We start from the raw sequence: 25,149 nt of genomic DNA on the forward strand, positions 1-25,149 counted from the left end.
TCCGGCTTTAGAGTCCTGGTTTTCCAGTTCTTATGGTATAGGCTTCTTCCACAGGGTTTACGAAGATTCTACCGTCTCCGAATTTTCCGGTCCTGGCAGACTCCATTATGATCTTTATAGCCTTGTCCTTATGTTCGTCTTCTACCACAAGAATGAGCATGGTCTTCTGCAGTTCATCGTAGTTGATGTCTGCTATATGGATCCCTTTCTGCTTTCCCCTTCCGAAAACTTCCATTTTTGTAAGGGAAATACAACCCACTTTTTCGAGACTCTCGATAACTTTATTTTCCATACCCGGTCTGATGATTGCACGTATCATCTGCATAATTTTAACTCCTTTTCACTCAACAATTATAGCTCTATAATACCGAACTCAACCATCAGAGCTCAACAATTCCGAACTCAACCATCATTGCTTCCAACTCTTCCATAGGAAGTGGAGTCGGAACAACAAGTTTGTTGTTATTCTGGACATTTTCGGCAAGAGTCAGGTATTCTTTTGCCTGGTCGGATTCGGGGTCGAAGTCGATTACAGTCTTCCTGTTGATTTCTGCTCTCTGGACAATATTGTCCCTGGGCACGAAATGGATTAACTGACTTCCAAGTTTCTTTGCGAAAGCTTCAAGGAGTTCACGTTCTCCGTCAACCTTCCTGCTGTTACAGATAATACCCCCCAGACGGGCTCCACCCTTGGCAAACTTAGCAAGTCCTTTACAGATGTTATTTGCAGCATAGATAGCCATCAGTTCTCCGCTTGCAACTATATAAATTTCTTTGGCTTTTCCTTCTCGGATAGGCATTGCAAATCCGCCACATACGACGTCACCAAGTACGTCGTAGAATACATAATCAAGATCCTCGGTATATGCTCCAAGATTTTCGAGCAATCCGATTGAAGTAATAATTCCTCGGCCTGCACATCCTACACCTGGTTCAGGCCCTCCAGATTCCACACACTTTATACCGCCAAAACCCGGCTGCAAGACAGTCTCAAGATCAACTCCTTCATCCCCTTCACTTCTCAGAGTATCAAGTACAGTCTTCTGGTTCAGACCACCAAGTAGCATTCTGGTGGAATCTGCTTTCGGGTCACATCCTACAAGTAAAATTTTATTGCCCATGGTAGAAAGGGCCGCAGTAAGATTTTGCGTGGTCGTGGATTTTCCAATTCCACCTTTTCCGTAAATTGCTATCTGTCTCATCTTTTCCTTGCTCCTTAAGTATTTCCCCGGCATAGGAAGCCGGTAACCGTTGTACTATGTAATAGTATATATAACTTTCTCTTCATTGAAAGATACGGTATTAATAATTGCCTTTGTTTGCGAGCTTTAGGAAAGGATTAATAAACAATTTCCTGTAAATTGAGAGCTGAAACTAATAACAGGAAGACCATTTCATGATTCCCGAAGCTTCTTATGATGTACTCGTTGTTGGTGCAGGTCCTGCAGGTTCTACAGCCGCCATGTACGCCGCAGAGAATGGCGCCTCGGTGCTTCTTCTTGATAAAAAAAAAGAGATAGGAAGTCCTATTCAGTGTGCTGGCTTCCTTCCCGATGCTTTGGAAGTCCAGGCCCTGCTCCATGAGGCCAGGCTTCCGGATACACTGAAAAACTACCCTGAATCTTGTGTGCTGCAGAGGACTGATACTCAGCGTATTATCACTCCAAACTGCAATATAAAAGAGTTCGCTGTCAGGGGAACAGTCCTTGACCGACGCAGGTATGACCAGTTCCTTGCCGAGCAGGCAGCAAGAGCAGGAGCTGAACTGATGGTCAAAACCCACGTAACGAAAATTGAGGGAACAAATGTTGAAACATCAGGAGCCTTTGGGAAACATACAATTAAAGCAAAAGCGATTATCGGAGCTGACGGTCCCAATTCTTTTGTAGCAAAATCAAAAGGTCTTGCCCTTAAGCCCGAATTAAAGGAAACCTCGGTTGCTCTCGAATACCAGGTCAGGAATGTGGATATTGATCCTTCTTGCCTGGAAATGTATTTTGGAAAGGATTTTGTGCCTGGCGGCTATGCATGGATTTTTCCCGAAGGCCAGGACCGGGCAAATGTAGGAATCGGAATTCGAAGCGGTATGGCTGAGAAAGGGATCTCTGCAAAGGAATACCTGCACCGTTTTATGCTGGATCACCCGCTTGCAGGACCAAAACTGAAGAACTGCATAATCATGAACGTTATTGCAGGCATTATCCCTGTAAATGGCGCTCCGGAAAAAACTGCAACTGAAAACACGCTGATTGTAGGGGATGCAGCAGGCCAGGTTTTTGCTACAAACGGAGGTGGAATTCCTCCTGCAATGATTGCCGGAAAAGTAGCAGGAGAAACTGCAGCCGAATTTGCAGCCGGAAAATGCAAGCTTGAAGAATACGACCACCGCTGGCGGGCTCAATTCGGACAGGCGCTTGAGACCTCGGTGCAGGCAAGACAGCTCATGGATGGGATTATGAGGTCTGATACTCTAATGAATGCAGCTTTCAAACTTATTTCTTCTGAACAGATGAAAGTTATGCAATGCGGAAAACTCCCCGGACCCGTAAAACTTGGACTCCAGGCGTTGAACCGGGGAAAGAAGTAACTTGGATGGAAATACTGAGAAAAAAATAAGCTATAAGAAAAACCAGAGAAAACAAACGTGATATTCCTTGAATAACATACACAACTAAATGAAAAATGCACGCTGATGGCAGCATTTTCATGCTAAATAAGATAGTGCACAAAAGAAAGGAAAAGAAACAAAGTAGGAAAAGAATTATAGGTGCACAGAAGAAAGGAAAAGAAAGCAGGTGCATAAAGTAGGAAAAGAATCATAGGTGCACAAAAAATAGAAGTTAATACCCTTTAAGGAAATAAAGGAAAAATATTAATATTTAGGGAGAAAAACGTAAAAATTAGGTTTATTTTAGTAAATGGCAAGTTAGGGAAAAGAATAATTAAAGTTTGAGTCTCTTACTTTACGTTTCTGCTTCTTCTACAATGGATTTTTCTCTCTGATCTTCGGCTTTTGTTTTGGATACCCCCATCTTTCTCAGTTCGGTTTCTGCGTCTTCTTTATTGTACTTTGCTTCCGGGTAGACAGGCCTGATCTCAAGGGCTTTGTCAAAAGAGGCAATGGCTTCTTCATACCGTCTGAGAATTACAAATTCAAGCCCTCTGAGGTTCCATACTCCTGCAAAATCAGGTTTCAGCTTAAGAACCTTATCGAAATACTCAATCTTTTTCTCTGGATCGGTTTCACTGGTCGCAAGCCTATACCACTCCTCTGCAGTTTTACCCTCAATTTTCTTTTTGAATAAGCTGTCAAGAAATCCCAATAGTATCACTCCCATTTAGAAGATTGGTTCAGGATATAGAAATAGATGATTCTTCTTTTAGCAGGAGTAACAAAAAGGAGGGGAAAAGAAAGGAAAGGAAAAAAAAGGAAAGGAAAGGAAAGGAAAGGAAAGGAAAGGAAATCAAAACCGGGAACAAAAATAGTATGATATACATAAGAATATCAAATCAAAATATAGGAATGTCAAACTGAGATAAGGATGTCAAACTGAGATAAGGATGTCAAACTGAGATAAGGATGTCAAACTGAGATAAGGATGTCAAACTGAGATAAAGATGTCAAATTGAGACAAGGATGTCAAACTGAGATAAGAATGTTAGATTAAAACAGAAACGGTTAAAACTTTGGAAATAATATTTAGAATGCAGACTATTAATAAGTTTAAATAGGTTAAGCTGTTTAAAAAAGAAAAAAATTTAGAAGCTTACTGTGAAAGCATCTGCGTTTCATTAAGTAAGCTTCCAAAGTCGGAAGTAATCATCACTTTGGTGATGTTTCCTGAGGTAGTTACATTGTAGGTTACTCCGCGTTCGGTGGAGTTTGCCTGCATAGCATTGATCTTTTGAGTGAAGTTGGACTCAGGATTGAGGTAAAGTGAAGTCTGCCTGTAACTGCCGTCATCCAGTTTCCTGAGATCCGTGTATAACTGATCAGCCGGAATAGTGGAGTTGTCTGTTTTCATGGCCAATTCCTGGTAGAGGCTTCCTTCAGGACTCGCCTGGTTCACGAGATTATTGTATTCAGTTGAAGCAGTTGCATTTCCTTCCAGTATGTCAATTACATCCTGTACGCTCTGTCGAGAGCCAAGGATTACAGGGCTACCGACTACATTCCAAATGTCATAAGTATTGTTTGTCCTTGCAAGGAGACTATAGTTATTATACTCGACTGCTCCCCAGGGCATTAAAATTTTCTGCTCCGGAATCTGGTGGAGTTCGAACCCGTTACCGTCAGCATAACGTGCCCCATAACGTTTGGTTACGTCTGCCCCATATAGAGAGTACATCATTGTTTCGTTCCCAAAGACCTGTTCAAATGGAGTCCCTTTCGTTTTCTGCAGGTCTACATATGAGGCACTTACTACCCCTTGAGGGGACAGATTTAGTCCATCGGCAATGGAGTTGAATTCATGGTGGACCTGCCTGCCAGGAATTTGAGAAAAAGCGATCGTATCATTTCCTTCTACATTTCCGGGAGAAGAAACATTATCACTCTTATCTTTGTTTGAGTTATTACCTGAAAAGAGGAGCGCACCGACTGACAGAAGCATTGTTAATGCTAAAAAAACAGCCAGATACTTCTGGTTTTTCTTTGCTGGGTCCTTTTGTTTCATCAATGAAACCTCATAACGTAAAGTTAATTTTTCTGACAGTAGAGATCATGCACTTGATATCTAAATATATTGGCTTAAACATTCTGACAGTAGAAATTATACATCTGATATCTAAACGTATCGACTTAAACATACTGGTTTGAGATTTGTGGAGGTAAGAAGTTTTCCTGAGATTCTTCTCATAAAACCGAATACAGGATTTTAGATCGGTAATCTGGTTTAAACTGGAGTTGTTTACCGCGAATCGATATGCCGCTTTTTCACTCAAGAGTGAGGATTTTGAGCATGTTTGTGCCTCCGGGTTTTCCTGAAGAAGGTCCCTGAGTGAGAACAACAATGTCTCCACTTTTTATAAATCCCATTTCTTTGGCTTTCTCAGTAGTCTCTTTTTCCCAGCTTTCAATATTTTCATTTACAACAACGGGATAAACGCCATAGGATAAAGAGAGGAAGCTGCAAGTTCTCGGGACACGGGTAAAAGCAAGGATCCAGGTTTCAGGCTTGAAGCGCGAAATCCTGCGAGGAGTTGCTCCGCTTCGAGTTGGGGTCAGTACGGCTGCAACCGGCAATTTTTGCAGAGCTTCATGCACTTGAAGAGGTATTACCTCGTCAATTGACATTTCTTTTGCAGCTATGCCCTTGATAATAGTGTCAAGTCCCCATTTTGTCCTGGAACGCCATTCTTCTGTAGTTTTTGCAATCTTTGCCATCATTTCAACAGCTTCCACAGGATAATTGCCAACTGCAGTCTCTTCCGAAAGCATGACTGCATCCGTGCCATCGAGTATTGCGTTAGCAACATCAGTTGCCTCTGCACGGGTAGGTCTTATATTATCAGTCATTGAAGCCAGCATTTGAGTGGCTGTAATTACCGGAATTCCAAGAAGTTTTGCACTTTGGATAAGTTCCTTCTGGACTGAAGGAACTTCCTGGATAGGAATTTCTACCCCCAGGTCTCCTCTGGCAACCATGAGAGCATCGGTTTCTCTTAGAATTTCCTGAATATTCTCTACAGCCTGCCTGCGCTCAATTTTAGCAACAATATATACGGACTTTCCTCTAGCTGCAACAAAATTCCGGACCTTACGAATATCTTCCACACTTTCTATGAAAGAAATGCTGAAAGTATCAACTCCCTCGTTCAGGGCAAACTCAAGAATTTTAAGATCCTTTCCAGTTATAGGATCAACTAAGATCTTTGCCCCTGGTAGGTTTAACCCTTTATGAGAATAGAGCTGCCCTCCGATGAGAACTTCACAAAGCACATCTTTTCCCGAGATTTCCAGGCAGCGAAGCTGGATAAAACCATCACTTAAGTAAATAAGGCTCCCTGGAACCACACTTTCCGGAAGCTGCTTGTAGCTTACGGAAATGCGTGTCTCGTTTCCGAGAATCTCTTCAACAGTAAGGGTTACGGGATTTCCTTTATGGAGTAAGAGAGGTTCTTTTTCCAGTTTGCCTATACGGATCTTCGGGCCTGGAAGGTCAGCGAGAATTGCAACTGTTCTGTCAAGCTCCTCCGCAACTTTACGAACTCTCCGAATTACTTCGCTATGGCTTTCGAAGCTCCCGTGGGAAAAATTGATCCTTGCAACATTCATGCCAGCAAGCACAAGTTCCCTGATAACTTCCTCGGAAGAGGAAGCAGGGCCTATAGTGCAGACAATCTTTGTTTTATGGTCCGGAATTTGCATATTTTCACGGCCTTTTGTGTTCAACCTTTATGAAGGCTGCCTTTATATTTAGTACTGGATTTCTGCAGGCTTTTCCGGAGACTTTATTATTTACCCTTATAGATCTTAAGGGCATCCTCGACGCTTGCATCTTCAACCGTTATTGCATATACAGCATTGCACATGCGGACAGCCTCATCAAGAGGCTTCTGGTGAATGTTTCTTCCGGTTGCATTTCCCTGCGCTCCGGAAATATGAATCTGGTCATAGAGTTTTTTCAGGAAGGTTTCAGCTTCGTCGCTTGTACCGCCTGCGCAAACTACTCTTGTACGCCCTGCGGCTCTGATGGCTTCCTTAAAGATCTCGGCAGACTTTTCCCCTTCTTTTTTCGGGTAATTGACCTTTACAAAGTCCGTACCAAGGCAGGCCCCCACTCCTGTTGCTCCTGCAATCAAATGTGGGTCCTTCTCGTCTTTTACAGCTTCACCGCGTGGGTAAATCCAGAGTACGGACAGCATACCATGCTGGTGAGCATCGTAAATTACCTGAGCAGCCTGAACAAGCATTTCAGCTTCGAATTCGCTGCCTAGATAAATTGTATATCCTACGCCAAGGATATTGAGCCCACTGTTTTCCTTAAACTCAACGACCTGGTCAACGTCATACCAGAGGTTGCTAAAAGGATCAGCCTGCGTTGTCTCAACAAGATTGGTTTTGGAGTTTACCTTCACAAGATACGGTACGTCCCTGTAGTCCATGCCATAGCGAGCAATAAGCCCGAGCTGGGTTGCAAAAATTCCGATTTTTGCCTGAGAAGCTATCCTGAAAAGGTGTTCTGGATCAGCATCGTCTTCAGGTACTCCTTCTCCGTAAAAATCATCATTGAGATGCTCTACCTTCTGGTCGCCTGCAAAAAGCATTAACTTGCCGGTTCCTCGGGTCATCTCCATATAATTGTTCACGTACGTTTCACGCATTGCTTTTGGGACATCCAGAGGTACGATTACATCCTCTTTATTAATCGAAATCATGTGTATAAACCTCAGTTTTATTGAATCGTAATTAGTTGGATGGTAGTAATACTGTTAAAGTGTATTTATTTATTATCTATAATTCCTCTTACTACCTTATCCCTTTCCGGAAATTTATAATTTTTCCGCCCAGTACTGATAGGTATATTCAGGAATTAAATTTGTTAACATTCTCCTGGAACTTCTGATTCGCCAGTAGTTTATAAAAAGAAATTAGACAAAAAATATTACTCAGGAAATTTAAAAGTTTAATTAATAGGCAAGCTAGATAAGATTAACTCTAAAGCGAATTTAGAAAAACAAATTTAAAGCAAATTTAGAGAAAACAAACTCTAAATTAAGTTTAAAGAAAACAAACTCTAAGGTAAGTTTAGAAAAAACAGAATCTAAAGGAAGTTTAGAAAAAACAGAATCTAAAGGAAGTTCAGATGATATAGACAAAAGGGAATAGGCTAAGTAAAACCGAGAACAGGCTCAGGTAAACTAAATTTAAAAATTTCACACTTAAAGGAAAAAGTAACCAAAAGATAGAATTATTGAAGAAATTAAAGACACAAAAGTTTACGCCGCTTGCAGGGCTCGAACCTACGACATTCTGGTTAACAGCCAGACACTCTACCAACTGAGTTAAAGCGGCTTTCGGATAGGAGAGCTGTTATAACTTGCCCTCGAACCTTCTTATACAAGAGTTTCTTTGGATATAAAGTTTATGGGTCTGACCGAATTATTTCGCAAAAGTATATAGGCCTATACTTCATTACAAAGTGATGACTCAAACGCGGATGACGTATACTCTCATAATCATGCGTATATGATTTGGAGTGTCTCGTGCCAAACTTTTTGAGATTACTAAGATGCTTAGTAATATATTCAACACTGAATTCATTGAAAATAAGCTCTTTGACTTCTTTTGTGGAGCAATCAAGGCGTTGAAGAACTCTTGTATCTTTCTCTAATGACTGAATTCTTTTAAGCAATTCTTCTGAAGAAAGATAATGCTTTATTGGAATTTGCTCGGTTTTAATCATGAAGTATAGTTATCAGTGAAGTATAGTTATCAGTGAAGTATAGTTATCAGTGAAGTATAGTTATGTTTCATTCACCTTTCATCTTTTTATCTAAGGCATTCATATTCTTCGAGTAATGATTTTGTGTAATTATGGCAAGGATGACCGAACACCTGATCAACAGTTCCGGATTCTATTATTTTCCCCATAAACATTACTATGACCCGATCACACATAACCCGGACTACATCCAGGTCATGCGAAATAAATAACATTGCAAAGCCATGTTCTCTTTGCATTGACCTTAATAGAGTTAAAACTTGAGCTTGAACGGATACATCAAGCATGGATGTAGGTTCATCAGCAACTAACAATTCGGGCTTTAAAGCTAATACCCTGGTCAACACTACTCTCTGTATCTGACCGCCGCTAAGCTCCCATGGGTATCGGTTCAAATGTTCCTGCTGTAGCCCCACCATGCTAATCAAATGGTTAATCAGTGCTTTTTCATCTTCACTTTTCCTGGATGCTAATTTGTTAATTCGGAGCACTTCGGCGATACAATCGTATATTTTCATGTGGGGATTAATCGACGATTCCGGGTTCTGAAAAATGATTTGAACCTTTCGTCTGTAGCTCTTCAGTTTCTCTCCCCTGATACTTGAAACATCTTCACCGTTAAGGTACATACTCCCCGAACTGTTTTTCAACAGTTTGAGAATCATCTTGGCAAGGCTCGTCTTACCACAGCCGCTTTCACCGATTATTCCAACCGTTTCGCCTCTGTCAACAGAAAACGTCACATCGTCAACAGCCTTCAAAGATGCTTTATGTATGACGCCGGAATTGTAAACCTTTGAAAGATTTCGGACTTCAAACATATTTTAGGCACCTCACTCTATGTGCTTCATTTAGAGTAAGAAGGTCGGGATGCTGATCTTTGCAGATACCAGCTGCATATGAACAGCGGTCAAAAAATCTACAATTAGAAGGTAAATCAATTAAACTGCATACTGTACCATTTAGAACATTTAGTCCTTTACATGGCTGCGACTTTATTAAAGCCATTAAATATGGATGTTTTGGGTCATTAAACAGTGTCTCCACATCTCCCGTTTCAACAATTTCACCGGCATACATCACAGCGATTGTATCACAGATAACCGACGCGAATTTCAGATCATGTGTGATGATTAACACAGCGCAGCCTGTTGTTTCAGTGAACTTCCTGATCGTCGCAATAACCTGCCTACGCTTAATAGCATCCAAGCCCTTCGTCGGTTCGTCAGCGATCAATAAAGAGGGATAACCGCTCATCCCCATTGCTGCAAGGACTCGCTGTTTCATACCACCACTTAGCTCATTGGGATATTTGTGCATAATGGCTTTTGGTTCTGAAAAACCGAGTATACTGAGTAAGTCTATCGACGTTTTGCGACATTCTTTTTTTGATAATGCCTGATTTATTCTAACTGATTCCATGATCTGCGTTCCGTTTTTCATCAGGGGGTTAAGCGCTTCAGCCGGGTTCTGGCAAATAAATGCGATCCTATGACCTCTGACAGCTCTAAGTTCCTTAACAGACATTTTAAGGATATCTTTACCTTCGAATAATATCTTACCAGTAATACAGGCGTTCTTCGGGAGAAGTTTCAGGACTGACTGTCCCAGAACCGATTTACCGCAGCCGGTCTCACCGATCAGCCCAACAATTTGCCTGCGATGTATATCCATATTGACATTACATACAGCATTAACGCACCCGTTTCTACTGTCAAAATGTGTACATAAATTCTTAATTTCAAGCAGTTTTTCCATACTTATACTTCCCTAAATGTTGAGATAATCTTTCTTGGGATTCAGCCATTCCTGCAGCTCGTCTCCGAGTGCATTGAAAAGCCATACGTATAAGCAAAGCAGCAATCCTGGGGCCAGGATCATCCAGGGGGCACGTGTTATATAGGTTAATCCGTCCTTGATCATCAGACCAATTTCCGCGGTCGGTGGCTGTACGCCAAAACCCAAAAAACCAAGCCCTGATATTGCCAGGACAGTATGCCCGATCATAAGAGTAAAAAGAGGAATGAGCGGCCGCAGAACATTCGGAAAGATATGCCTGAAAAGCACATAACTGCTTGATGCACCAATAGCTAGTGCACCCTGTATATAGTCCAGTTCCTTAAGGCTGACAACCTCGCTGCGGATCAGGCGGGCATATGTCACCCAACCTGTACACGATAACGCGATAATAAGGGTATGTATTCCCGGCCCAAGCATGGCGATCAAGCATAACGACGCAATTAAGCTTGGAAATGACATCACAACATCTTGAATCATGATATATACCTTATCGATAACGCCGCCGTAGTAACCAGAAATTGAACCGAAAATCGCACCCACAAATAAGCAAATGATCTGAATGGCGACCGCTAGCGCCAGAGAAAGCCTCAAACCGATAAACGAACGTCCAAACAAATCACGGCCAAGATTGTCGCTACCGAACAAATGCGCAGAACTTGGTGCTTGGAGCGCATTTTTCATATCAAGATCATAACTAGTCGAGAACAGATACGGCGAGACAATGACAAATAGAAGCAAAATAGCGGTTAATACCGTAAGGGCAATAATGATATGTTTATTGTTTTTCATTCATTGCCATCCTAACTCTGGGATCGATCAGAGTATATGTAAGATCCACCAAGAGGTTTATTAGCATAATGAATAAAGCGAATATAAAAACGAACCCCAGTATAACCGGAAAATCCTTCACCATTATTGCCATGATTAGGTAGTTTCCCAAGCCGGGCAGCCCGTATATATTCTCGATAATGACACTTCCGCCCAGCAAGCTCGTCATGTTAGTACCACATAAGGTGATGATAGGAAGTGCGATGTTTATCAGGACATGCCTGATCATAATAGAGCTCTCGCTTAAGCCTTTCGCTCTTGCAGTAACAACGTATGCGCTCGAAAGGTTATCCATGAGGCATGATTTTGTCATTCTGATAATTGTACTTGAATAGCTTAACCCAAGAACCGCTACAGGCAGGATAAGGCTCGAAAATCCATTAAATCCGAATGAGGGCAGTAAATGGAGTTGAATTGAGAAAATCCATAGGAGTAAGAGCGCCAGCCAGAAGCTCGGCACGGACATATTGAACACAACAAAAAAACGAATGATTTTATCTAGAATTTTATTATGATATAGAGTTGACAGAATGCCTAAGGATAATCCTACGACAAGCGCGAGAAGCGTAGAAAGTAACATCAGCGATATGGTACATCCTGCTCTAGTCGTAAATTCATGCAGGACTGGTAATCCGGTTTTAAATGATGTCCCGAAATCGCCTTTCAGAATCCCGGCCAACCAATCTCCAAACTGTTCAAAAAAATCTCCGTTAGTACCCAGCTTTTCCGCATACATCTCAACTGTTTTCGGGTTCAAGCCTCCTGTTGGGTCTTTATATCGCAATAGTTTCTCTGCAGGATTACCCGGAGAGTAGAACATCACGCTAAAACACAATAATGCGACAAGCAAAGCTGTGACAAGTGTTGTACAGAGCTTTTTTATAATCGCCTGAACTCTCATATCTGATCTGCAATTTGAGACTTAAAGCATATCAGGCCTTAAGTAAACCTTAAGGCTTGAATATGCTTTCTGTTTACTTTGATCCCGTAATCTTCACGCCGGACAAATCAATGACACATTCATTTGGGTTAAAAATAAACCCTGTCACATCCTTCGAGTGGATAAACACCCTTGGTGTTGTGTACAATCCGGTTCCAGGATAAAACGCGTACTCTTCTGCCCACACCTTGTCAAAAGTGTTCCACAGATCGTCTTTTGAGCTCTTCGATAAGACTTCGTCTAAATACGTTGAGAAGTTGCCGCTAACGCCAAAACCGATTCCAAAATCATCATAGGTGTTGACCGCGCCTCTCCAGGACATGTATCTTTGAGGTGTTGTAAGCCACGGATGTGTGTATGCAATATCAAAATTGCCATTTTTTTCTTTTTCTGCTCTGGCTGAATCATCCAGTGCTTCAAGTTTTGTATCTATGCCAATCTTCTTCAGGCAGTCTTGAACAAATACAGCGGTCGCTCTTGCGGTTTCATCGCTCTCAACTACGAACCTTAAAACAACAGGCTGTCCATTCTTTTCGACAATGCCGTCACCGTTTGTATCCGCATATCCGCCCGCTGTCAGTGCAGCCTTTGCTGCGTCCAAGTCGTAAGTATATTCCTTTTCGTTTCTCGGCGAAAAGTCATATTTTCTTCTCATGAAATCGCCGCTTTCAGCTCCCAAACCGGACATTACGGTATCGACAAGAGTCTTGCGGTCAATTGCATATGTAACGGCTTTTCTGAGGTTTATATCCGTCATGGGCCCTTCAGCATAGTTATAAACATATGTTGCGATCAAGCCGCTATCAGGATTTAAGTCAACAACATATTTATCATCCTTTTTCAGCTCTGCAATAGCTGCGTAGGAAAGTGCGCAATAATGCTCAGCAACGCCGATGACATCCACCTGACCGCTTTGAAGCGCCATGATTCTCGAGTTTTCATCAGGAATAACGACCCACTTGACGCCGTCAATTGAAGGTATTTTGTTCTTGTTCCAGTAATCTTTGTTTGTTTTAAATGCCGCGCTTTGATCAGTCTGATAATCATCAAGAATGAATGGTCCTGTTCCCACCCATTTAACAACGTTGCCCTTATCATCAAGAGAACCTGGAAGCGAGACATAAATTCTGGTCATCTCCGTCGGAAAGTTGCCATAGCTCTTGGTAAATTTTACGTCCAGGGTAGTGTCGTTAACAACGTCCATTGATTTCAGAGAATACATAAAGCTGCCATCACAATACGGAGCCCAGGCCTGCAGTGAATATTTAACAATATCGGCAGTTAAGGGTGTGCCGTCGGTGAATTTGACATTCTGGCGAACTTTAAGTGTGTACTCTGTCAGATCCGCGTTCGTTGTCCACGACTCAATAATACCAGGTTCGACGCCCATGCTCTCAGACCGTTGTGTCATTAAATCAAACACCATTGACTGGCCTTCTTTGCCTGAACCTTGCTTAAAGTCGGCAAGCGCGCCGATAACAAGCGTATTTTTACCCGACGCTACGCCACCGGATGTATTCGTGTTTTCTTGGGTACTTGTCTTGCTGACGCAGCCTGCCATCAGAGTGATAAACATAACTGCCAAGAGGACAAACGCTGCGATTTTCTTAAATCTCATTCTATTTTCCTCCGTTTGTGCTATATTATAAATGAAAATTTATCTACACCATTTTTGCATATTGGGTGCGGATAAGCCTCGAGTACGTGCTGTCACGTAAAATCATCTCTTCATGCCTGCCGGTTTGCGCAACTGTTCCGTTTTCAAGCACAACTATTTTATCCGCAGCCATAATCGTTGAAAGTCTATGAGCGATAACAAGTGTAATCCTGTTCTTGCTGAGTTCTTGTAAAGCTTCTCTGAGTTCTTCCTCGTTTTTTGTGTCCAGGTTTGAAACCGCTTCATCCATCAGCAGTATTGGCGCATTTTTCAGCAAGGCTCTCGCAATTGCGATACGTTGTCTCTGACCTCCGGACAGCTGCACACCGCGTTCACCAACTTCCGTCTCGTAACCGTTCGGAAGGCTTATGATAAAATCATGTATTCTGGCTTTTCTCGCCGCTTCATAGATTTCCGTGTCTGTAGCGTTTTTCTTGCTCAACAGAAGGTTATCCTTGATAGAGCAGTTGAAAAGATAGACATCCTGCGGCACAATGGATACAATGTCCCTTAAGTCCTGCTGCTTTAGATCACGTACATCCTGACCGCCGACGCGTATGCAGCCTTCCGTGACATCCCAGAATCGAAGCAACAGGTTCGCACAGGTGGACTTTCCAGATCCGGAATGACCGACAAGCGCCACAGTCTCTCCGGGACTCACACGAAAAGAAACATCCTTTAACACGAGCGGCAGTTCTTCTTTATATCGAAAACTGACATGGTCGAATTCAACGCTGAGCTTGTTCTGCAACGGTTTGCTTACCTTTACCATGTCTTTTACTGTTTCCGGCATCTCGAGCACGGTAAAAACACGATCAGTTGATGACTGCATAATGCCAAAGCTTCTTGCCATCGTACCGATGGCGACGACTGGCGTAAAAACATATATGGATAGAATGATCGATACGGCATACCATTGTCGACCCATCATCCCGTTCTTTATCAGGTATACCGAGATGATTGTGACACTCAGCAATCCGGCGGACATGAAGAAATTAAGAAGTCCTGTTTCAATTCCCTGTCTGCTTCCATATTTACGCTGTACTGCCGACAGACACTTATTCGCGTTTCTGAGCTTTTTCAAGTACCATGATTCATAACCGAAGGACAATATTTCCCGAATTCCCTGGATACCGTCAACTACTTCCGAATTGACTTCGGCAAGCCCTTCGCGTATTTTACGTCCATCTATTTCCGCTCGGTTTTGAAACCAGAACGGGACTGTGATGGTCAGGAAAAGCCACGGAATCAATACAAGCGCAAGATAGGGATGAATTAAGACTGCAATAACGGCAAGAACAATGACCGGGACGATCACGGCAATAAAAGCTGCTCCATATGTATGGGCATAAAACCATTCCAAGGTTTCAACATCAGACATCAGGGTTGATGAAAGGTCGCCCGTCCGTTTATTCATTAAATAACTTGGTGCAATTTTTTCAATAGCCCTGTACAGCTTTACTCGTAAATGAGCCAATATCCCATAGGCAGCTTTATGGGCATACCACATTTCAGCGTAACTCATGACAGCTCGCAGAACAACTAAGGCAATGAGCACCCAAATCCCGATCAAAATTGCATGGGGTGCCGCCCCTAATATCGCCAGGCTGACCAAATAAGCACCGTAAGCCGAACACGCGATTGCAGCGCCTTGATTCATAATTCCGGTGATGATTCCGAGAATTATGGAGTTTATGACGGGTTTCAGATGCGGCAGAAGCTTAATAAATATTTTCATCTGATTTTCACCCCATTTTTTCTCCAGCATTTTGAGCCTTCATGAGTTCCATAAAAGCTCCATCCCTGGATATCAGCTCTTGCGCTGTCCCGTGTTCACAAATATGCTCATTCTCCATCACATATATTTCAGTAGCGTCTATTATTGTTGAAAGCCGATGAGCAATTACCAAAGTGGTTTTATTTCTCGCAAGACGATCAAGACTTTCCTGTATTGCACTTTCATTCGAAGCATCCACATTCGATGTTGCTTCATCAAGCACAAGTATCGGTGCATCCTTGAGCATCGCTCTTGCTATCGAAATTCTTTGCCGTTCGCCTCCAGACAGCCTGACGCCTCTTTCTCCGACGATCGTTTGATATCCTTGTGGCAGCGCGGATATAAAATCATGGGCTTTTGAATTACGGCAGCAAGCTTCTATCTCATCAAAGGAGGCCTCCGGTTTTGCGACGCGAATATTATCCTCAACAGTTCCGTAAAATAGATAGGTGTCCTGAAACACGGCGGTTATTTGACGGCGAAGATCCTGGATTGAATATTTACCAATCTCTTTTTTGCTGATTTTGATACTACCCGTCTGCGGGTCGAAAAACCTGAGCAGTAAATTGACAACAGTAGATTTACCGGCACCTGACTGACCGACGAGTGCGATTTTCGCTCCCGACGGAATTGACAGGTTGAGATTTTTGAGTGCCGGTCTCGTTCCGTCATTATAGGAGAATGTAACTGCATTAAAATCAATAGAAGGTCTTATTCCCTCAGGAATAACAAGCCTGTCGTTGCCTTTATCCAGAACGGTTATTGTTGTGTCAAGAAATTCAAACATTTTCTCAGCAGCCGAAAATCCCAAAAACGATTTGTGCCAATACGCATTTAAATCGTTAATTGGTCTGAAGCATTCGGTTGACAAAAACAGAATAACAGTCAGGCTTGACATCGCAAGCATACCCATGCTTAAGTGGAAAGCGCCAATTCCGACTGACAATGCCGTTCCGATCGCAGTAGCGAAGCCGACAAATGCGGAGCTGATCAGCGACACATTGAGCTTTTTCATTGTGTGATTATACAATTCGTTGGCATCTCGTTCGAGCTCGTTGCCTTTTTCATCACTCGCATTGAATGCTTTGAGTGTTGTCATTCCTTGCATCGCGTCCACAAACTGCGAATTGAGGTTCCCGTAGGATTCCCAATGACCGTGGCCGATTTTGTTCATCAGTTTGTCCCAGAACATCGGGCAGAGCACTGATATAAGAATTGATACGAAAACAATCACACCCACCAGTGGGTCCAGGCTTGCCATATAAGGAAGAATGCATATAAGACCGATGGCAGTGACCAACACCTGAGGGATATAGTCAACTAGAAACACTTCCAAAGCTTCAACGCCATCAATGAATATCGACTGGAGCTTTCCTGTGCGGCCGTCCTCCATATATGCCGGACCTAAATGAAAGAAATGTTCAAAAAGGTTAATTCTCAAGGTCTCTTTAACTCTCTCAGCCGCATATTTCCCAAATATTTCTCTTATCCATAACAAATGAGCTCTCAGCACGACCATAAGTGCAATTCCGAGAATTATCGGAATGAAGAGACGCCAATTTAACTCAGCAAAAGCATAACTCACGCCTTTCGCCAATAAAAAGGCTTGAACAATATATGTCCCTGTTATTAGCATGCCTATCAGTGCTTTTGCAAGAAGCGAACCTCTCGCGCCTTTTGTAACGCTCAGCAGTCGTAGAATCACTTGAAACCTTTCCAACGGACTAATTCAGTAGATAATGGCCTGCGATGAAACTTGTATAGTATGAAATTTACTTATTTTGGTAACACCTTTACCATACAAAAAATTACTATAAATAGTTATCCATTTGTATTCAGTTAAGATATGATATATAAGGTGTTATTTTCATTGCTTTTTCTGTTAATCTCTAAATGTAAATCAAGATGGATAGATAATTACAGTAGTCATTTAAAGTTAACAGAGTCCTTAACCGAATACAGAGGAAGAACCTACTAGAAGTACCGAAGTCCTGTTACCTTGAGTATATTATGTCCTTACAAGGAAAAGATCCACTAAGTCTCGATATTGTAGTCTGCGTGAATTATTTGAAAGGTAAAAAAGGTGAAAATAGTTAGAGATTCATGTTTTTTCAGTTAGTGGTTCTACAGATCCGAAAAAAGTCTCAAAAATGTATGAGCGCAGGTTTTCAATTGAATCTTCTTATTGAATATGCAATTCATCAAAACCAAAGACTTCCTCAAAAAACAACCCGCGCGCCACCTTACATAATAATCTCGTTTTTAATCCAAAATTACTGGGTATCGTAATACCTTTTGATTTAGAATTGTTCAAAATCGTTTATATTAGTCCGGGTAGCGGTGTGAAAGTAATTTGCTTGAGTCTGAGCTTTAAATTGAAAAAAATGTCTTAGAAATCTCTATAAAATTGTTTATAGCTTCTGGAGTGGTATATATAAAATTATAATAATATGGTGACTACATGCACATTTTATTGACAGGGCAATTCACAGGAAAAAAGATATTATAAAAGAAAACGCAGAAAATCAATAACGCTTTATAACTATGCAAATTTTTATGGGCCTGACCGGATTTGAACCGGTGACCGCTCGGTTATGAGCCGAGCGCTCTAACCTGACTGAGCTACAGGCCCTTATTGATTTTATCATACTATTAGTAGCTAATAGTATGGAGATATTGATAAAGTTTTTGCATATGTTTCGTCTATTCTGGGAAGAATAGTACAAGAAATAAGAAGTACAAAGATTTTACGCCGCTTGCAGGGCTCGAACCTACGACATTCTGGTTAACAGCCAGACACTCTACCAACTGAGTTAAAGCGGCTTACACAATCGGATGTGCACGTTTTGCTCATCCCGTCGCGAACATTCCTAAAGCGATAATATTATTTATATATTTCGCTTTGAACGGTTTCCACACCCATTTATGCGCTGAAAATCTGATGATAAAGGTATTAGCTGGCACAGAATAGTATCAAGATAGTCAAAACTATGATCTCTCAGTCAGTTTATGTGGATTATTTTTAACTGTTTTGATTTATATTTTTCACTTATTCATATTATCTTTTGAAAAATAAAAGAGCAGTTATAGCTTAAGAATTTTTGATTTGATTAACAATATAGTCCAATAGTCCACTTTGAAAATAAATAGATAAAAAGTAAGTTAATATGTTTTTATCATTCGGAAGTTAGTCTGATCGGAACTACTGATTTTGAGCTAAAACTTATATCCTATCAGGAATAATATTTGGTAGCTTGTTGTAGTATTTTGCAGCGAGGTGGGACAGGTATGATTTTTAAGCAATACACTCATAGCTTAAAATGCCTTTTATCCGAGGTCCTGTCCGGGGGAATTAATGTATTGTCAATTAAAGGTCAAAAACAACTTTAAAATATAACTTCAAGATTAGGATCAGTAATTTTTCCATACTGACGGATATACTTTCAGCCCTTTTGTGTACTGTCAGGATATCTTTTCAGTCTCTGGAATTTTGACCACCTGATCTTGCAGCTTAAAAATGGAAATCCAAGGGGGATTAGTTACGAAACGGCTAAAAATATGCCCAAAGTGCCATGCTAGACTGAAAGTGAGCTCGGATGGAAAGATGGAGTACTGCAGTGTTTGTAAGTACTGGACAAAAGTGGGTACTGCAAGGCTCGATTCTATCATGATTTACGAATGAGGGCCCTGCATGAAAAATGCAAGTGTTTCTATGTTTTGCAGTGTATGTCAGACAACGTTGAAACGTCAAGTCATGGGTTCTAATGTCTTCTACTACTGCCGGAACTGTGGAAGTGTGAGTTCGGAAGTATATTTATCAGGGGAGGCAAACGTCTTCCACTCCCATAAACCGACATCTGTAGACCTGAAGTTTTCACCTTCAAAACTTATGAAAACGTCTGAATCGCTGTAATAGAGACCTGAATTGGAAAAAAATTTAGTTTTTGAAAAGCTGGAAAAATTAGCTTCTTAAGAGCCTTAATATCTCTCAAGTTCTCTTTTCCAATTTTTAGTTATTTTTAAAATTTTCGTAAGATCTAATGCAGAATTTAATAGTTATTCGTTTATTTTATATTGATTATTGTTTTTAAATAGTTAATATTTTTGAAAAATCACTGATCATACTTAATTGAAAATTTCATGTGTTCTTAAGCACTTACAGTTAGAAGAAGTAATATAAAAAATAAAGAGGAAGTTGAGTTAAGAAGACTTTAAGGAGATTAATCCAGGTAAAACCAGTCCGAAAGCGGATTTTTCAATGCCCTGCTTTTAGCAGTTTGCAAACGTTTTCTACTTCGGACCTGAAATCGTCCTGAGAGATTCCGTAAAGGCCTGCAAGATACATTGCACCACCAGCTCCTGCGCCCTCCTTGATCGTACCTGTCTCATACCTATGAAGCCCTTTTAGTTCGGACTTTCCAAACCCAGGGTCTGCAACGTAGACAGCAGGTACACCGAGAACTCTGGTAAGTTCGATAAAGTTTGCGGATTTATCTTCCACAACATACCGGGTAGTGGCAATTGCCAGCTTTTCCGTATTGAGACCGAGATGTTTTATCAGTGCATATACTGCTACCATCTGAGTCCCTCCAGCAAGTACAACACTAACATCAGTGCCCTGGAAACCTGTAACAAGACCGACGACAGCAGGCATCATCGGGTCTCCCATGCAGGCGATAGCTTTCATGGGATCATCTTTCAGGCAGCCAAAGGTCAGGCCTGATGCTTTCAAGCCTTCTTCAATGACCTGTTTCTTCAGTACGAGAGGGTTTTCATCAGCACTGCTGCTGACATTTCCGTTGTATCCCAGCGCCATTAAAACCCCCATTGCAGTTGTTGTGCCACCTGGAATGCTTTCTCCGATAACTACATGGTCTACCTGGTTTCTGAGCCTTTTTGCCAGAAACTTTGCTCGCATGCAGATTTCCTGTACATCATAAACTGCAATTGGTTCCCGGATATCTTCTCCGGGTTTTGCCTTAAGGTCAATGCAGGGAACTTCCGGAGTTACAATAAGACCGGAATTAATGAAATGATATGGAGCGTCCGTAAGCTTCAACGCCGAACGGGTCATAATTGCAGGAGTAGGAGTATCATAAGGAGGAGTCATGGGGAGAACGGGTACACTAATAATGTTTCCTGTTTCCATAAGTTCCGCATCTCCTGCAGGCGTATAGTCCGTAAGTTCAGCCGTTTTTCCTGCAGCTGAAAGCTTGGGAATATGTGCGGTTTTAGTATTGGAAAGCACGCATAAAAACATCGGTCTTTTAGGTTTTCTGGTTACTTCCGGTTCGATCCAGGCCATATAGTATCTCCTTTATGAATAGAATCAACTTACTCACAACTGTTGACCCGCAACCGTTGACCCGCAACCGTTGCGCCGGTTGATCAAAACCGTTGCGCCGGTTTATCACGCCGATAGGGTTTGGGGAAGATTTCAACTCAAACATTACCATGGTTTTTGATCAACCGTTGCACCGGTTGATCCCGTCATGACGTATTAGATTTAGCAGTAATTTTCGGTCAAGCCTTTTTTGAAAAGGCTTGTGATCACGCCGTCATGATGTTTTAGATTTAGCAGTAGTTTTCGCTCAAGCCTTTTTTTAAAAGGCTTGCGGTCAAGCAGTTTTTAATAAGGGTTGATTCTTTCTGAAATCCAATGAGAATTCTTCAACTTACTATTTAATATTTATCCATAAGCAAATATAATTTAACATTGATCAAGTTAAGTTTACTTTATTTCTCGTTTATTTCGAACTCAGCAACTTGATTTTTACTGAGTTTTTATTAAAGATCAGTTGAGTAGGTTTCTATATATAACAAGTTGGTTATTTTGGTTTCAGATTCACTCAGACTGTAAAGACTGTATAATAACCTGCGTAGAATAAAAATAGAAAGATGAAAGCCGGAGCAGGTACAGAATATCGGCTTTCCATTTGCTTTAGAAAAACTTTGTTTTTAATATGTTCTTGCCACGTAAACACGAGTTTCGGTTTCTTCCCCGCATATAGGGCACTTTTCTTTTCGGTCTCTTTTTTGTTCAAGAGGAATTCCAAGGATTCCTGCACCTATTACGTCTTCCATAGCAAGTCCGCATTCTCTCTTTCCGCACCAGGGAATTGTTGCGACGCCCATCTGGATTTTTTCCTTTACTTCTTCAAGTTCGTCACAGTCAAACACGCGGTTTTCAAGTTCGGTTTTTGCTTTTTGATACAGGCTTTCGTGAATTGCCTCAAACTTTGAACTCACACGAGTTTCAATGTCAGATAGCGGGATCTGTTCTTTTTCTCCGGTATCTCTCCTGACAGCTACAGCGACATTGTTCTGAAGGTCTCTTGGTCCGATTTCAAGCCTGAGAGGCACACCTTTCATTTCCCACTTGTAGTACTTTGCTCCGGGACGAAGGTCACTTGCATCGATTTCGACTCTGATTCCGGCTTTAGTCAGGCGTTCCTTGACATCCTTGCAGGCTGCAAGTACCTCTTCAGCACCTTTCTTGAAGATGATTGGAATAATTACAACCTGTACAGGCGCGATCTCGGGAGGTAAAACCAGCCCTTTATCATCTCCATGGATAGAAATGGTGGCTGCGATCGACCTTTCGGAAATTCCGTAACAGGTCTGATAGGCGTAACGCTGCTCTCCGTCAGGGGCTTCATATTTAATGTCAAATGTCTTTGCAAAGTTATCCCCCAAATGGTGGACTGTACCGATCTGAAGGGTCTTTCCGTCAGGCATAATTGCATCAAGGGCATCGGTATAATCCGCACCCGGGAACTTATCCCAATCAGGTCTCCTTGAGCGAAGCACAGGGACTGCGAGCCTGCGGTATATTTCAGTATAGAGCCTGATAGCTTCCTTAACCTGAGCTTCGGCATCCTCCCAGGTAGCATGGACTGTGTGGGCCTCTTTAAAGGAGGTAATCTCTCTAAGCCTTATCAAAGGACGTGTATGTTTCGTTTCATAGCGGAAAGTATTGACTATCTGATATATTTTGACAGGAAAATCCGCATGGGACCTGACCCACATTTTGTACATAGGGTAAATGGCAGTCTCACTTGTTGGGCGAAGGGCCAGAGGAATATCAAGCGGGTCTCTTCCGCCATGAGTTACCCAGTATACCTCATCTTCAAAGCCTTTAATATGCTCGGCTTCTTTCATGAACTCGTTTTCGGGGATGAGAAGAGGGAAAAGGGCTTCCTGGTGTCCACTGTTGTCAAGAATTTCTCTTATAATGTTGTATGTGTTTCTTCGGATTGCAAAGCCGAAGGGATACCAGACATATAATCCTTTTACAGGATAGCGGACGTCCATTATTTCGGCCATCCACAGGAGTTCGTTATACCATTCGCTGAATTCCTCTTTTGGAGATAATGCTGCTTCTTTTTCGCTTTCTGCCATACCTTCACCGTATTATAGCAATCTGAAATAGTTGAATTCGTAAATTAAACTGAGTAAACTTTCAAACCAATTAAACAAATGTGTAAATTGACGAGATTTTGATAGACACTGCATGATTTTGATAGACACTACATGATTTTGATAGACACTGCATGATTTTGATAGACACGACACAATTTTGATAGATACAGGTGAAATCTATCTTTATATCTTCTGTTTATATCTTCTGTTCAAATCAGAACTTCTTGAATCAAATATACAGCTCTATTGGGCAATTTAAAGGCTTGCTTCAGGAGAATACAATAATCTTTGCAGCAAGCATGTTTTTCCGGAAGTCCTGTAGAAAGTTTTTCCGGGCAGTCATATTTTGAGTTGGGATATTTTGAGAAATGTCACCTTGAGGATGTAGCATCCTGACATGAAATTGCCTTCATAGCCCGTAATATGCCTGCCTTTATGGAATAGAAGTTAATAACTATATTGGGGAATATGCCCCAGGAATTTGTCAAGCTGTGAAAAACCGGAAAAAAGAATTAATCTCCGAGGGGCTGAACATTGTCTGAGACATCATTTACGAGCTCGGATTTGTTAACATCGAAAACGATCATGCCAGTATTTAACTTCTGGGCTTCTTCTTCGGAGAGTTTGGTAGCTTTTGCCTTCTTTGAAATTATCGCACTGTTTCCGAGAGGATCTTCAATTATGACTGTGATTTTTCCCTTGCCCTCAATCACATCTTCAAGCATACACAGGAGCTCCTCGCTGCGTGAGGATTTCTCTTCATCTCCCTGTACCCATCTGCTCGCAGTCAGAAGAACATCCCGAATCCGTTGCAATACACCTTCGATATTCGTTATATATGACTCCGAGACTGATCCGGGTTCGACGGTAACACCCATCTCCGGGATGCGGATCGTTCCTGAGGTTGAACGGATGACCCTTGCATCCAGGTCTTCACTGGTTTCAACTGGCATCTCATAGCGCATGGGCTCCTTACTCGAGAGAATCATGGTATCTGCAAAACGGAAACCGCACTGGCATCTTGCACTGATATGCATGATCTCCCCGAAATAGGGAATATTATCTCTCTGCCAGTTCATCACCAGATCCGTCTGGCATAAAGGGCAGCAGATTTTTGTTTCAAACCTTTCCTGTTTTAAGAAATCCGGGTTCAATATTTTCCACCAGAAATTTTAGCTCTGTCGATTTTAATGCCTGTAGGAGTTACAATTACGGTATTTCCTTTAACCCCTGCGATATCTCCATGGACATCGATAATAACATCTTTCAGCTCTTTTAAAACCCTATCTCTAAGCAGGTCATCACCCCTGATGTTTGAAATATCTACAATAACGATATTTCCGTTATAAATTTCCTGCTTGAGCTGGGATACCTGATTGATACTCGAGATCTCTGCAATCTTTACATAAGTTTCTGCAGGCTCGTCCTCGAGAACTTCTTCATACTTGCTGAGATCAATCTCAGTGTAATCTTCTGGACTGGTTGGACTTTTTACATTGCTGCCAAGGAGCTTGTCTATGAGTTTTGCCATTTATGCGCACCTTTTATATTTTTTAAAATTCGAATCGCATTGTCCTATATTGAAATCTATATTAATTAATTTTGCTATTATAAAGCTGATCCGGGTTTTCATTCAATTTAAGGGGTTCACGTCCCCTACCCTCAGGTTCCGTTAATGAAAGTATATTTTATAGGGAACTGTCAGAATTCCGTGTTCCAGAGTTTGTCTCCTACATGGGTTATAGACTTTATGGCTTTACCTGAAGTAGCTTCAACCATTTCCGGCCCTCCCATAATAGCTTTTCCAATTGCAAGAGGTTTTTGATGAGTTTCTTCGACTATAATTACGAAGTCTCCTTTTTTTATTTCGGGATCAGCTGCCGCAACTCCAGGGGCCATGATATCCGCACCGTTTGAAACAAAACGGATAGCTCCTTTATCCACGGTTACAATACGCTTTTGAAGTCCCATCTCAAGAGCTCCGCGGACGGTAGGAAAAAGATGTCCTTCTATTTCAAAAAGCAAAGGCTTGCCGTCCACCAGAATAAGGGAGTATTCCTCAAGGGTAATTTTTTCCAGAGTTTTATCTTCCAAATATGACAGCTCTTCGCCGAAAGTGGATACAAGTTCTTTCAACATTTTGTTCTTGACATTCTTCCTTAGTTGAACTCTTGACTTTACTTTCAATTAATCACCGGGTTTTCAAATGTTATATTTGTTTATAGCATAGGGTTTTTGTGCTTTTTAAAACTTATGTGGAGCACTGGGATTTCCTGGG

The 25,149-nt window shown here is 41.6% G+C and carries 22 protein-coding genes and 3 tRNA genes; 3 read left to right on the forward strand and 22 right to left on the reverse strand.

Features of this window, described 5'->3' with window-relative positions:
- Positions 1 to 7: 7 nt before the first annotated feature.
- Positions 8 to 325 carry a P-II family nitrogen regulator gene (locus MSBR3_RS14440; protein WP_048108911.1) on the reverse strand — a complete coding sequence of 106 codons (318 nt, stop codon included), beginning with the start codon at positions 323 to 325 and terminating at the stop codon, positions 8 to 10.
- Between the two features lie 55 nt (positions 326 to 380).
- The gene (nifH, locus tag MSBR3_RS14445; RefSeq protein WP_048108912.1) at positions 381 to 1,202 is read right to left on the reverse strand and encodes a nitrogenase iron protein; all 822 of its coding nucleotides are present in this window, start codon (positions 1,200 to 1,202) and stop codon (positions 381 to 383) included.
- A 194-nt stretch (positions 1,203 to 1,396) separates the two neighbouring features.
- Here nifH and MSBR3_RS14450 point away from each other — a divergent pair, with 194 nt between their 5' ends.
- Positions 1,397 to 2,587 carry a geranylgeranyl reductase family protein gene (locus MSBR3_RS14450; RefSeq protein ID WP_048108913.1) on the forward strand — a complete coding sequence of 397 codons (1,191 nt, stop codon included), beginning with the start codon at positions 1,397 to 1,399 and terminating at the stop codon, positions 2,585 to 2,587.
- 376 nt (positions 2,588 to 2,963) lie between these two features.
- Here MSBR3_RS14450 and MSBR3_RS14455 read toward each other — a convergent pair whose 3' ends face one another.
- Positions 2,964 to 3,323: a tetratricopeptide repeat protein gene (locus MSBR3_RS14455; RefSeq protein WP_048108914.1), complete on the reverse strand. Its 360-nt coding sequence runs from the start codon at positions 3,321 to 3,323 to the stop codon at positions 2,964 to 2,966.
- A gap of 23 nt (positions 3,324 to 3,346) precedes the next feature.
- Between MSBR3_RS14455 and MSBR3_RS20465 the strand changes: the two genes are divergently transcribed.
- Entirely contained in the window at positions 3,347 to 3,535 is a 189-nt protein-coding gene (locus MSBR3_RS20465; protein WP_155396830.1) for a hypothetical protein, read from the forward strand.
- A gap of 232 nt (positions 3,536 to 3,767) precedes the next feature.
- On the opposite strand, the gene MSBR3_RS14460 is transcribed toward MSBR3_RS20465, so the two are convergent.
- The 13 genes from MSBR3_RS14460 to MSBR3_RS14520 all read right to left on the reverse strand — a co-directional run bounded on the left by MSBR3_RS14460 (position 3,768) and on the right by MSBR3_RS14520 (position 18,272).
- Positions 3,768 to 4,676, reverse strand: a complete 909-nt coding sequence (locus MSBR3_RS14460) for a hypothetical protein (protein WP_048108915.1) — start codon at positions 4,674 to 4,676, stop codon at positions 3,768 to 3,770.
- A 260-nt stretch (positions 4,677 to 4,936) separates the two neighbouring features.
- A complete protein-coding gene (pyk, locus tag MSBR3_RS14465; RefSeq protein ID WP_048110582.1) occupies positions 4,937 to 6,370 on the reverse strand; it encodes a pyruvate kinase in 1,434 nt (477 codons plus the stop codon).
- Positions 6,371 to 6,456: 86 nt separating this feature from the next.
- Positions 6,457 to 7,380 carry a beta/alpha barrel domain-containing protein gene (locus MSBR3_RS14470; RefSeq protein WP_048108916.1) on the reverse strand — a complete coding sequence of 308 codons (924 nt, stop codon included), beginning with the start codon at positions 7,378 to 7,380 and terminating at the stop codon, positions 6,457 to 6,459.
- 564 nt (positions 7,381 to 7,944) lie between these two features.
- Positions 7,945 to 8,017 (reverse strand) — tRNA-Asn (locus MSBR3_RS14475).
- A 477-nt stretch (positions 8,018 to 8,494) separates the two neighbouring features.
- Positions 8,495 to 9,268: an ATP-binding cassette domain-containing protein gene (locus tag MSBR3_RS14480; protein WP_048108917.1), complete on the reverse strand. Its 774-nt coding sequence runs from the start codon at positions 9,266 to 9,268 to the stop codon at positions 8,495 to 8,497.
- Positions 9,261 to 10,205, reverse strand: a complete 945-nt coding sequence (locus tag MSBR3_RS14485; RefSeq protein ID WP_048108918.1) for an ABC transporter ATP-binding protein — start codon at positions 10,203 to 10,205, stop codon at positions 9,261 to 9,263. The genes MSBR3_RS14480 and MSBR3_RS14485 overlap by 8 nt, the downstream gene beginning before the upstream one ends.
- 12 nt (positions 10,206 to 10,217) lie before the next feature.
- On the reverse strand, positions 10,218 to 11,036 hold the full coding sequence (locus MSBR3_RS14490) for an ABC transporter permease (RefSeq protein WP_048108919.1): 819 nt from the start codon (positions 11,034 to 11,036) through the stop codon (positions 10,218 to 10,220).
- Positions 11,023 to 11,976, reverse strand: a complete 954-nt coding sequence (locus tag MSBR3_RS14495; protein WP_048108920.1) for an ABC transporter permease — start codon at positions 11,974 to 11,976, stop codon at positions 11,023 to 11,025. Before MSBR3_RS14495 ends, MSBR3_RS14490 begins: the two co-directional genes overlap by 14 nt.
- A gap of 73 nt (positions 11,977 to 12,049) precedes the next feature.
- Positions 12,050 to 13,633, reverse strand: coding sequence for an ABC transporter substrate-binding protein (locus MSBR3_RS14500; RefSeq protein ID WP_048108921.1), 1,584 nt, complete (start codon positions 13,631 to 13,633; stop codon positions 12,050 to 12,052).
- A 43-nt stretch (positions 13,634 to 13,676) separates the two neighbouring features.
- Entirely contained in the window at positions 13,677 to 15,440 is a 1,764-nt protein-coding gene (gene cydC, locus MSBR3_RS14505) for a thiol reductant ABC exporter subunit CydC (RefSeq protein WP_048108922.1), read from the reverse strand.
- Positions 15,418 to 17,154, reverse strand: coding sequence for an ABC transporter ATP-binding protein/permease (locus MSBR3_RS14510; protein ID WP_048108923.1), 1,737 nt, complete (start codon positions 17,152 to 17,154; stop codon positions 15,418 to 15,420). The genes cydC and MSBR3_RS14510 overlap by 23 nt, the downstream gene beginning before the upstream one ends.
- Positions 17,155 to 18,006: 852 nt before the next feature.
- A tRNA-Ile gene (locus tag MSBR3_RS14515) sits at positions 18,007 to 18,081 on the reverse strand.
- Positions 18,082 to 18,199: 118 nt separating this feature from the next.
- Positions 18,200 to 18,272, reverse strand: a tRNA-Asn gene (locus MSBR3_RS14520).
- 694 nt (positions 18,273 to 18,966) lie between these two features.
- On the opposite strand from MSBR3_RS14520, the gene MSBR3_RS20740 reads away from it, so the two are divergent.
- A complete protein-coding gene (locus MSBR3_RS20740; RefSeq protein WP_196296958.1) occupies positions 18,967 to 19,131 on the forward strand; it encodes a hypothetical protein in 165 nt (54 codons plus the stop codon).
- Positions 19,132 to 19,704: 573 nt separating this feature from the next.
- Here the strand turns inward: MSBR3_RS20740 and cobT are convergent.
- The 6 genes from cobT to MSBR3_RS14545 all read right to left on the reverse strand — a co-directional run bounded on the left by cobT (position 19,705) and on the right by MSBR3_RS14545 (position 25,058).
- Complete coding sequence (gene cobT / locus MSBR3_RS14525) at positions 19,705 to 20,754, reverse strand: nicotinate mononucleotide-dependent phosphoribosyltransferase CobT (protein ID WP_048108924.1); 1,050 nt, start codon at positions 20,752 to 20,754, stop codon at positions 19,705 to 19,707.
- Positions 20,717 to 20,899 carry a hypothetical protein gene (locus MSBR3_RS20745; RefSeq protein WP_196296959.1) on the reverse strand — a complete coding sequence of 61 codons (183 nt, stop codon included), beginning with the start codon at positions 20,897 to 20,899 and terminating at the stop codon, positions 20,717 to 20,719. The genes cobT and MSBR3_RS20745 overlap by 38 nt, the downstream gene beginning before the upstream one ends.
- A 508-nt stretch (positions 20,900 to 21,407) precedes the next feature.
- Positions 21,408 to 22,850, reverse strand: coding sequence for a proline--tRNA ligase (gene proS, locus MSBR3_RS14530; RefSeq protein ID WP_048108925.1), 1,443 nt, complete (start codon positions 22,848 to 22,850; stop codon positions 21,408 to 21,410).
- Positions 22,851 to 23,383: 533 nt separating this feature from the next.
- Entirely contained in the window at positions 23,384 to 24,025 is a 642-nt protein-coding gene (locus MSBR3_RS14535) for a ZPR1 zinc finger domain-containing protein (RefSeq protein WP_048108926.1), read from the reverse strand.
- Entirely contained in the window at positions 24,022 to 24,402 is a 381-nt protein-coding gene (locus MSBR3_RS14540; protein WP_048108927.1) for a cell division protein SepF, read from the reverse strand. Before MSBR3_RS14540 ends, MSBR3_RS14535 begins: the two co-directional genes overlap by 4 nt.
- Positions 24,403 to 24,572: 170 nt before the next feature.
- Positions 24,573 to 25,058: an RNA-binding protein gene (locus MSBR3_RS14545; protein WP_048108928.1), complete on the reverse strand. Its 486-nt coding sequence runs from the start codon at positions 25,056 to 25,058 to the stop codon at positions 24,573 to 24,575.
- Between the last annotated feature and the right edge of the window lie 91 nt (positions 25,059 to 25,149).

The organism is Methanosarcina barkeri 3, assembly GCF_000970305.1.
Taxonomy (GTDB): domain Archaea; phylum Halobacteriota; class Methanosarcinia; order Methanosarcinales; family Methanosarcinaceae; genus Methanosarcina; species Methanosarcina barkeri_A.